The sequence below is a fragment of the Pseudonocardia nigra genome, assembly GCF_019396355.1.
Taxonomy (GTDB): domain Bacteria; phylum Actinomycetota; class Actinomycetes; order Mycobacteriales; family Pseudonocardiaceae; genus Pseudonocardia; species Pseudonocardia nigra.
The window spans coordinates 19,151-29,399 of sequence record NZ_JAHKRK010000077.1; the positions used below are offsets into that span (position 1 = coordinate 19,151).

The following is a 10,249-nucleotide window of genomic DNA, read 5'->3' on the forward strand; positions in this document are numbered from 1 at the left end:
CGGATGCTGGTCGGCGTTCCGCGCGAGGTCAAGAACCACGAGTACCGGGTGGCGATCACGCCGGCGGGGGTCCGCGAGCTCGTCTCCCGCGGGCACGAGGTGCTTGTCGAACGCGACGCGGGGGCCGGGGCGGGCCTGCCCGACGAGGAGTTCGTGGCGGCCGGGGCGCGGATCGCTCCCACCGCGGACGACGTCTGGGAGTCGTCCGGGCTCGTGCTGAAGGTGAAGGAGCCCGTCGCCGAGGAGTACCCGCGGCTGCGGGCCGACCAGGTGCTGTTCACCTACCTGCACCTCGCGGCGTCCAAGGAGTGCACCGACGCGCTGGTCACCGCCGGGGCCACCGCCGTCGCCAACGAGACGGTGCGGCTGCCCGACGGCACCCTGCCCCTGCTCGCGCCGATGAGCGAGGTGGCGGGCCGGATGGCGCCGCAGGTCGGAGCCCACCACCTGCAGCCACCGCGGGCGGGCGCGGGGTGCTGCTCGGCGGGGTGTCCGGCGTGCCGGCCGGCAAGGTCGTCGTGATCGGGGCGGGCGTGTCCGGGATGAACGCGGCCACGATCGCGCTCGGCCTCCAGGCCGAGGTCGTCGTGCTCGACACGAACATCAACCGGTTGCGCCAGATCGACTTCACCTATCGCGGCCACCTGCAGACCGTCATGAGCAACGCCTATGAGGTGGAACGGGCGTGCCTGTGGGCCGACCTCGTCATCGGTGCGGTGCTGGTGCCGGGTGCGAAGGCGCCCACGCTGGTCTCGAACGACGTCGTCGCGCGGATGCGCCCCGGCTCCGTGCTCGTCGACATCGCCGTCGACCAGGGCGGCTGCTTCGCCGACTCGCGGCCGACCACGCACGACGACCCGGTGTTCGGCGTGCACGACTCGATCTTCTACTGCGTCGCGAACATGCCGGGGGCGGTGCCGAACACCTCCACCCGCGCGCTCACCAACGTCACCCTCCCGTACGTGCTCGCCATCGCCGAGCGCGGCCTGGCCGACGCGGTGGCCGACGACCCGGCGCTCGCGGCGGGCGTGAACGTTGCAGGCGTGCACGTCGTCCTGTCGGAGGTCGCCGCGGCCCACGGGATGCGCTCCGCCGCGCTGTCAGACGTCGTCGACACCCTTCCCCCGGCGAGGTGACGCACCGTCGCCGCTCGTTGCGGGTGTCGCACAGCAGCGGGCACCATCGGGGGGCGTGCTGACCGCGCGCGCACGTTTACCTACGCTCGGTGCAACCCGCCGCGCGCAGGTGGGACGAGGGAGATGACCGATGGCGGGCAGTGAGCTGGGCGCGGTGTTCCGCGTCCGCGAGTTCCGCGTGCTGTGGGCCGCCGAGCTCTTCTCGATCGCGGGCGACCAGTTGGCCCGCGTGGCCCTCGCCGTGCTCGTCTACGGCCGCACCGGCTCGGCGGCGTGGGCCGCCGCCACCTATGCGTTGACGTTCCTCCCCGCCCTGCTCGGCGGCTTTCTGCTGTCCGGGCTGGCCGACCGCTACCGGCGCCGCGAGGTCATGATCACCTCGGACGTGCTGCGCGCTGTGCTCGTGGCGGCCATGGCGATCCCGCAGCTCCCGCTGTGGGCGCTGTGCACCCTGCTCGTCCTGGTCGTGCTGCTGGGCTCCCCGCACACGGCGGCGCAGGGCGCGCTCCTGCCCGAGATCCTCCGCGACGAGCTCTACGAACGCGGCCTCGCCGTCCGGCAGATCACGAGCCAGACCGCCCAGCTGGTCGGGTTCGCCACCGGCGGGCTGCTCGTGGCCGCGATCAGCCCGTCGCTGGCCCTGCTGGGCAACGCGCTGACCTTCGCGCTGTCCGCGGTACTCGTCCGGGTCGGCGTCGCCCGCCGGCCGCGCCCCGGCGGATCCGACGCCGCGTCCGACACCTCCATCGGCGGGCTGCGCGGCGTCGTCACGGGTCTCACCGAGATCGCCACCGACCCGCGCAGGCGTGCACTGGTCCTGCTCGCGTGGTTGGTGGGCTGGTACGCCGTCCCCGAGGCGCTGGCGGCGCCGTACGCCGACCAGCTCGGTGCGGGCACGGCCGTCGTGGGCCTGCTCATGGCCGCCGACCCGCTCGGCAGTGTGCTGGGCGCGTGGGCGTTCGTGCGGTTCGTGCCGGCCGAGACGAGGGCGCGCCTGGTCGGGGTGCTCGCCGTCGGCGCGGGCCTGCCACTGCTGGTCTGCCTGGCACGGCCGGGCATTCCGCTCACCCTCGTCCTCTGGGGTGTCTCCGGGATGCTGGCCACCGCCTACCTGCTGCAGACCCAGGCGAGCTTCGTGCGGGCCACCCCCGAGGCAGGGCGCGGCAGGGCGATCGGCGTCGCGGCGTCCGGGATCATCGCCGCCCAGGGCGCCGCGGTGCTCGTCGGCGGGTTCTTCGCCGAGCTGTGGGACCCCGCCACCGCGATCGCGGTGGCGGGTGCGCTGGGTGCGGCTCTCTCGTTCGCCGGCGCGGTGGCGTGGCGGCGCGCCAACCGCGCGTCTGCCGAGGTGCTCACCCCGGCCGTCGCGCCGTCCACCGGCTGATCCTCGTGCCGAACCCGGCAGGGTCGGCTCGCCGACCGGCGGTCCTGTGACCGGTGACCGCTCGTGGCCGGCGCGTGGCCGTCGCAGGGGTGGTCGCGCCGGGCCGGCCCCGGTGCCCCACTTCGTGTGAGGACGACGCCCCACCACCCGCTGTCGCGACGCCCGCCGTGAGCGGCTCGAGCACGCCCAAGGCCCGTCGCGGGCGGCGGTCAGATCCAGGTGCGGTTGCGCACGGCGCTCTCCTTCTCGTCGGTCGCGGTCCGTAGGCGGAGTTCAGATCCAGGTGCGGTTGCGCATGGCGGTCTCCTTTCGGTGGTCGCGGCGGGTGGGGTGGCGGGCTCAGATCCAGGTGCGGTTGCGCATCGCGGTCTCCTTCCGGTTGGCGGGGGTTGTCGGATGGAGTTCAGATCCAGGTGCGGTTGCGCATGGCGGTCTCCTCTCGGTGGTCGCGGTGGTTGGGGTGGGCGTTCAGATCCAGGTGCGGTTACGCACGGCGGGCCCCTCTCGGTGGTCGTGGTCGGTGGGCGGCGTTCAGATCCAGGTGCGGTTGCGCATTGCGGTCTCCTTCCGGTTGGCGGGCGTCATGGGGGGCAAGTCAGATCCAGGTGCGGTTGCGCACGGCGCTCTCCTCTCCGCTCGGCAGATCGAGGCGTGGGACGTCCACGGGAATCGGAATCGGCCACGGGCGTCGTAGCGCACCGTGGCGTGGGTCACCTCCTCCGCCAGGCGGGGGCCCGGCCGAATCGGACGATTCGCCGTTCCGCGGTGTGCTGCCTGTTGGGGTCGGTTCGCCTACTGCTTCCGGCGTAAGGGCTTGCTCCGCGGGCGTGTGTTCGGTCACTCGAGCCCTCGCTCGACCTGGTCACTGTGTCACGAACTCCGCGGAGCGCCACTCCATCGAGTGACGTCAGGGTGACACTTCGGCTATGCTTCGGCGGCACCAGACCCCGGCAGTGAGAGTGCGAATGTCCTCGGATCTCGACCAACGCGTCACGCTGCGGGAGTTATGGTCGAGGGCCTGGACGGTCCGGAGCTGGCCGATCTGGGAGATGCCGCGACGGGTGGCGAGCTCCATCGTCCTCGTCGAGCTCACGGCCGTCGCGCTCGTCGTCACCGGCCTGGTGAACTCGCCGCTCCCCGGTGCGGGCACCCTGTTCCACCTGGCCGTGCTCTGCGGTTTCGGGCTCGTCCACGCCGAGATCGCCATCGGCGTGGAGCGGGTGCGGCAGCGGGTCACGGCGGGCAACCACGTCGACCTGAGCTCGGTCTGGACGTTCGCCGCCGCGATCGTACTGCCGCCGTCGGTCGCCGCGTTCGTCGCCGTGGTGCTGCAGACCCACCTGTGGCTGCGGGTGGGCAGGCCGCGGGTCGCGCTCTACCGCAACGTCTTCAGCACGGCCACGATCGTGCTCGCCTGCGTCGCCGCGTCGAACGTGGTCACGTCGGTCAACGGCCCCACAGGGCGGATGCCGACCGACGCCACCGACCTCGCGGGGTACGGCCTCGCGCTGCTCGTCTACACCACCGTGAACACCGGGCTCGTGGCAGGCGCGATCGCGATCAGCACGCCGCAGCCGGACCTCACGCGGGTGTTCGGGCAGTGGGACGACTCGATGCTCGAGATCGCCACGCTCTCGGTCGGGGCGCTCGCGGCCGTGGCGCTGGCGGTCAACCCGTGGCTCGTGCTCTTCGTGCTCCCGCCGATCCTGGTCCTGCACCGGGCGGTCCTGGTCCGCCACCTCGAGGAGGCGGCGAGCATCGACGGCAAGACGGGGCTGCTCAACGCCGCGGCATGGCACACCCGCGCCGAACGGGTGCTGCGGCGCGGAGGCAGCGACGATCCGCGCGGCGTACTGGTGGTTGACCTGGACCACTTCAAGGCCGTGAACGACACGTTCGGGCACCTGGCGGGCGACCAGGTCCTGGTGGCCGTCGCGGGGGCGCTGCGGGCGGAGGTCCGCGAGCGCGACCTGGTCGGCCGGTTCGGCGGTGAGGAGTTCGTGGTGCTCCTCGCCGGCCTCGGCGTCGCCGGGCCCGCCGAGCTCACCACCGTCGCGGAGCGGATTCGCAGGCGGGTCGCCGACCTGCGCGTGGAGGTCCCCACGCCCGACGGGCCGCTGTCGGTCACGGACCTGAGCGTGTCGATCGGCGGGGCGGTGTCACCCGAGGACGGCGGGGATCTTCGGGACCTGCTGCAGATCGCCGACACGGCCCTGTACGCGGCCAAGCGGTCCGGGCGCAACGCGGTGCGGATGGGCACGGCGCATGCCCCGCAGCTGCCCAGCAGCATGAGCGAACCACCCACCGCGGCAGGCTGATACCTGCTCGCGAACCGGTGCTGACGCAGAGTGACTGCACGTGCGCCCAGGTCCACCCCGATGTGCGATCGTGATCCCCCTGACACGCCGTCGGTGGATCACTAGCCTCGCTGATGGACGCTGATCGGGCGCCGGAAGGAGATCACGGTCGTGGACGAGCCGTCACCCGCGCCGGACTCCGGGGGCTGGGAGCTGTGGCGGCTGCCGGCGCGTGCGGTCGTCACCGTACTCGCCGTCGAGGCCGCCGCCGTCGCGCTCGTCGTCGCCACCCTGACCGTGCCGGCGCCGCGCACCCTCGGACTGGCGGCGTTCCTGACGTTCCTCAGCGTCCTGCACACCGAGCTCGCCACCGGCATCGAGCGGATCCGCCGCCGTGCCGCCGAGACCTCGTACTTCGACCTCAGCTCCGTCTGGACGTTCGCCGCGGCGCTGCTGCTCCCGCCGATGCTCGCCGCCGCCGTGATCGTGGTCGTGTACGTCCACCTGTGGCAGCGGGTGTGGCGGCCCGCGAAGGTGCCGCTCCACCGGCACGTCTACACCACCGCCACCGTGGTGCTGGCCGCAGGCGCGGCGCACGGCGCGGTGCAGTGGGCCGGCGGGCTGCCCGAAGCGATGGACGACGTGGTGGGCGTCGCCGCGGTCGCCGTGGCGGTGCTGCTCTACGTCGTGGTCAACACGCTGCTCGTCGCGGGCGCCATCGCGCTCACGAAGACGCGCACGGGGCTGCGCGAGCTCGTCGGCCGCTGGGACGACAACGCCCTCGAGATCGCCACGCTGTGCATGGGCGCGCTCGCCGCCGTCGCGCTGTGGACCACTCCCGCGCTCGTCGCGCTCGTCCTCCCGCCGATCCTCGTGCTGCACCGGGCCGTGCTGGTCCGCCACCTCGAGGAGGCGGCGAGCACGGATGCGAAGACCGGGCTGCTCAACGCCGCGGCCTGGCAGGCGCAGGCCGCGCGCACCGTCCGCAGGGTCCACCGGGCGGGCGGCACGGCGGCCGTCCTGATCCTGGACCTGGACCACTTCAAGCTGGTCAACGACGCCCACGGGCACCTCGCGGGCGACGACGTACTCGCCGCCGTGGCCGCCGAGCTGCGCAGCGGGGTGCGCGAGCACGACCTCGTCGGCCGCTTCGGCGGGGAGGAGTTCGTGGTGCTGCTGCCCGATCTGCCGGCCGGGCCTGCCGGGCGGGTGGAGCTGCAGGCGGTGGCCGAACGGATCCGCCGTCGGGTTGCGGACCTGGTCGTCCCGGTCGACACGGCCGACGGAAGGCTCACCATCGCGAACCTGTCGGTGTCGATCGGCGGCGCCACCGTGCCCGCGGACGGGACGAGCCTCGAGCAGGTGCTGAAGGTCGCCGACGCCTCGCTGTACGCGGCCAAGCGCGGCGGCCGCAACTGCGTGCGCATCGCGGGACCGGTCGCGATCCCCGCGCCACGCAGCGCCGACGCCGCCCGCCAGGCGGCGTCCTGAGCGGAGCGTGCGGAGCGGACGGATGACGCGGACGCGCGGCGGGCCGCACCGAGAGGCCTTCCGTAAGCTGGCTTGGTGACCGTGTTGCGCTCCATCCGTGGCCCGGCCGATCTCAAGCGGCTCGGCGCCGACCAACTCGCTCCGCTGGCCGAGGAGATCCGCCGGGAGCTGGTGGCCTCGGTGTCCCGCACCGGTGGCCACCTCGGTCCGAACCTCGGGGTCGTCGAGCTGACCATCGCGCTGCACCGCGTGTTCGACTCCCCGCGTGACACGCTGATCTGGGACACCGGGCACCAGGCGTACGTCCACAAGATGCTCACCGGCCGCCAGGACGGCTGGGACCGGCTGAAGAAGACCGGCGGGTTGTCGGGCTACCCCTGCCGCGCCGAGAGCGAGCACGACCACGTCGAGAACAGCCACGCGTCCACCGCGCTGTCGTGGGCCGACGGTGTCGCCCGTGCCTACGCGCTCACCGGGCAGCAGCGCCACGTCGTCGCCGTGATCGGCGACGGCGCGCTCACCGGCGGCATGGCCTGGGAGGCGCTGAACAACATCGCCGCCGGCCCGGACCGCAACGTCGTGATCGTCGTCAACGACAACGGCCGCTCGTACGCGCCAACGATCGGCGGTCTGGCCGACCGGCTGGCCACCCTGCGGCTGCAGCCGGGCTACGAGCGCGTGCTCGAGGCGGGCAAGTCGGCGATCACCCGTACGCCCGTGGTCGGCGGCCCGGTCTACGCCGGTCTGCACGCGCTCAAGGCGGGGCTCAAGGACGCGCTCAGCCCCCAGGAGCTGTTCTCCGACCTGGGCCTGAAGTACTTCGGCCCGGTGGACGGGCACGACATCGCCGCGATGGAGTCGGCGCTGCGCCGCGCCCGGCACTTCGGCGGGCCCGTGATCGTCCACGCCGTCACCCGCAAGGGCAACGGCTACCCGCCCGCCGAGAACGACGAGGCCGAGCAGATGCACAGCCCGTCGGCCTTCGACCCGGAGACCGGGCTGCCCACCGGCCCGCCGTCGGTGGGCTGGACGTCGGTGTTCGCCGAGGAGATGGTGGCGCTCGGGGCGCGGCGGCCCGACGTGGTCGCGATCACCGCGGCGATGCTCGGGCCCACCGGGCTCGCGCCGTTCGCGAAGGCCTACCCCGAGCGGTGCATCGACGTCGGCATCGCCGAGCAGCACGCGCTCACCTCTGCCGCCGGGCTGGCGATGGGCGGGCTGCACCCGGTCGTGGCCCTGTACTCCACGTTCCTCAACCGGGCCTTCGACCAGCTGCTGATGGACGTGGCCCTGCACGGCAAGGCCGTCACCCTCGTCCTGGACCGAGCGGGCGTCACCGGCAGCGACGGGGCCTCGCACAACGGGATGTGGGACCTGTCGATCCTGGGGATCGTGCCGGGGATGCGGGTGGCCGCGCCCCGCGACGCCGGCACGCTGCGCGAGGAGCTCGCCGAGGCCGTCGCGGTCGACGACGGGCCCACCGCGATCCGGTTCCCGAAGGGGCCCGTGATCGAGTCCGTTCCCGCGGTGCGCCGGGTCGGCGGCGTCGACGTGCTGCGTGAGCCGGGCAAGGGCGAGGCGGGCGAGGACCCGTCGGTGCTGTTGGTGTGCGCGGGCGCCTTCGGCGAGCTGGGCGTCGCCGCTGCGGAGCGGCTGGCGCAGCAGGGGGTGGCCTGCACCGTCGTCGACCCGCGGTGGGTGCTGCCGGTTCCGGAGGTACTCGTCGACCTGGCGCGCGGGCACCGGCTGGTCGTCACCGTCACCGACAGCGGCAGGCACGGCGGCTTCGGCGCCGCGCTGGCCGAGGTGCTGCGCGACGCCGGATGCGACGTCCCGCTGCGCGATCTGGCCATCCCGCAGCGGTTCCTCGACCACGGCAGCCGCGGCGACGTCCTGGCGTCCGCTGGCCTCACCGTGCAGGACGTCGCGCGGCGGGTCACCGAGTGGGACGCGGCGCTGTCGGCGGATCCGGTGCCGGGAGCGCCCGCCTCGTCGGAGGAGGCGCGCTGATGCGGGTCCTCGTCGTCGAGGACGAGCGCGCGCTCGCCGACGCCGTCGCGCGCGGGCTGCGGCGCGAGGGCATGGCCGTCGACGTCGCCTACGACGGCGACACCGGCCACGAGAAGTCCGTGGTCACCCGCTACGACGTGGTCGTGCTCGACCGCGACCTGCCGGGGATGGGCGGCGACGAGCTGTGCGCCGAGATCGTGGCCTCCGGTGCCACCACCCGCGTGCTGATGCTGACCGCCAGCGGCACGCTCGCCGACAAGGTCGACGGCCTGTCCCGCGGCGCGGACGACTACCTCGCCAAGCCCTTCGACTTCCCCGAGCTGGTGGCCCGCTGCCGGGCGCTGGGCCGCCGCGCCACCCCCGCCGTCCCGCCGTTGCTGGTGGCCGGCGACGTCGCGCTCGACCCGGCGAAGCGCACGGTGCAGCGGGCGGGCAGGCCGGTGGAGCTCACGCGCAAGGAGTTCGGCGTCCTGGAGGTCCTGCTCGCCGCGGGCGGCGCGGTCGTCAGCAGCGAGGAGCTGCTGGAGCGCGTCTGGGACGAGAACGCCGACCCGTTCACCACCACGGTGCGGGTCACCGTCATGACCCTGCGCAAGAAGCTCGGCGACCCGGGTGTGATCGAGACCGTGGTCGGGGCCGGCTACCGGGTACCGGCCGCGGGCTGAGAGCGGTGTGACGTGCCCGAGCGCACCCGGCTGACGGAGCGGGCGGGAGCGGCCGCGGGCAGTGCCGCCGGCCGGCCCCGGTCGGGCCGGGGCGCCGAGCTCCGGCCGCGGCTCACGCTCGTCAGCACGGCTCTGGTGGCGCTCGTGAGCGCACTCCTGCTGTGGCTGGGGTGGCTGCTGGTGGGCGGCGTCGCGCAGGCCGTGCCCGCGCTGCCGCCCGGCACCACCGTGCGGGTCGGCCCCCTCGAGGTGCCCGCCGAGCGGCTCAGCGAAGCCATGGGTGCCGCCGCGCGGGCGGAGGTGCTGCGCGCCGGCCTGATCGCGTTCCCGCTCGTCGTGATCGCGGCCGCGGTGGTGTCCTGGGTGCTGGTGGGCCGGGTGCTCGGCCCGCTGCACGCCGTGACGGCCACGGCCCGGCGGCTGACCGTCGAGTCGCTCGACACGCGCACCGGGCTGGCCGACGCCCGCGGCGAGGTGGCCGAGCTGGCCGCGGGCTTCGACGCCATGCTGGACCGCCTGCAGGCCGCGTTCGACGCGCAGAAGCGGTTCGTCGCGAACGCCAGCCACGAGCTGCGCACGCCGCTGTCGGTGCTGCGGACCGAGGTGGACGTGACGCTGTCGGACCCCGCCGCCGACGTCGAGGAGCTGCGCCGGATGGCCGAGGTCGTGCGGGACGCCACCCGCCGGGCCGACGACCTCGTGGCCGGGCTCCTGCTGCTGGCCCGCACCGAGGGCGCCGAGCTCGCCGACGTCCGGCCCGTCGACCTCGCCGACGTCGTCGTGCCCGCGCTCGCGGCCGTCCGCGCGGAGGCCGGCAGGCGCGGCCTGCGGGTGCAGGTGCACACCGCCCCCGCCCCGACCCGCGGCGACCCCGTGCTGCTCGAACGCGTGGCGGGCAACCTCGTGGAGAACGCGGTGCGGCACAACCTCGCGGGCGGCTGGGTCGAGGTGCGCACCGGCCGGCGGGACGGGTACGCCGAGCTGCGGGTGTCCTCCAGCGGTCCGGTGATCCCCGGCGACCGGGTGACCGAGCTGTTCGAACCGTTCCGCCGCGGGCCGGTGGAACGCACCGGCGCGGTACCGGGGTCGGGACTCGGGCTGTCGATCGTCCGGGCCGTCGTCCAGGCGCACGGGGGAGCGGTGCGCGCCGAGCCCGTGGCGGGCGGTGGCCTGACGGTGACGGTGCGTCTCCCCGCCGCCTGACGCCCGCCCGGAACGCCAGCAAGGTGGCGATACTGCCACTGGACGGCAGCATCGCCACAGATC

The 10,249-nt window shown here is 74.1% G+C and carries 6 protein-coding genes and 1 pseudogene; all 7 read left to right on the forward strand.

Annotation, left to right across the window (positions count from 1 at the left end):
* The first annotated feature begins 3 nt into the window (after positions 1-3).
* The 7 genes and pseudogenes from ald to KME75_RS19830 all read left to right on the forward strand — a co-directional run bounded on the left by ald (position 4) and on the right by KME75_RS19830 (position 10,186).
* Positions 4-1,136: pseudogene (gene ald / locus KME75_RS19800) on the forward strand (alanine dehydrogenase).
* 130 nt (positions 1,137-1,266) lie between these two features.
* Positions 1,267-2,520 carry an MFS transporter gene (locus tag KME75_RS19805; RefSeq protein ID WP_219416347.1) on the forward strand — a complete coding sequence of 418 codons (1,254 nt, stop codon included), beginning with the start codon at positions 1,267-1,269 and terminating at the stop codon, positions 2,518-2,520.
* A 1,061-nt stretch (positions 2,521-3,581) separates the two neighbouring features.
* Positions 3,582-4,838, forward strand: a complete 1,257-nt coding sequence (locus tag KME75_RS46020; RefSeq protein WP_219416348.1) for a sensor domain-containing diguanylate cyclase — start codon at positions 3,582-3,584, stop codon at positions 4,836-4,838.
* Positions 4,839-4,988: 150 nt separating this feature from the next.
* Positions 4,989-6,308 (forward strand): GGDEF domain-containing protein, encoded by a 1,320-nt coding sequence (locus tag KME75_RS46025; protein ID WP_219416349.1) that lies wholly within the window; start codon positions 4,989-4,991, stop codon positions 6,306-6,308.
* A 75-nt stretch (positions 6,309-6,383) separates the two neighbouring features.
* Positions 6,384-8,318: a 1-deoxy-D-xylulose-5-phosphate synthase gene (gene dxs, locus KME75_RS19820; protein WP_219416350.1), complete on the forward strand. Its 1,935-nt coding sequence runs from the start codon at positions 6,384-6,386 to the stop codon at positions 8,316-8,318.
* Positions 8,318-8,983 carry a response regulator transcription factor gene (locus tag KME75_RS19825; RefSeq protein WP_219416351.1) on the forward strand — a complete coding sequence of 222 codons (666 nt, stop codon included), beginning with the start codon at positions 8,318-8,320 and terminating at the stop codon, positions 8,981-8,983. Before dxs ends, KME75_RS19825 begins: the two co-directional genes overlap by 1 nt.
* Positions 8,984-9,115: 132 nt before the next feature.
* Positions 9,116-10,186, forward strand: a complete 1,071-nt coding sequence (locus tag KME75_RS19830) for a sensor histidine kinase (protein WP_246632444.1) — start codon at positions 9,116-9,118, stop codon at positions 10,184-10,186.
* Positions 10,187-10,249: the final 63 nt, after the last annotated feature.

Coding starts and splice junctions, on each gene's coding strand:
- KME75_RS19825 (WP_219416351.1), top strand. CDS start 8,318: ATGCGGGTCCTCGTCGTCGAGGACGAGCGCGCGCTCGCCGACGCCGTC.
- KME75_RS19805 (WP_219416347.1), top strand. CDS start 1,267: ATGGCGGGCAGTGAGCTGGGCGCGGTGTTCCGCGTCCGCGAGTTCCGC.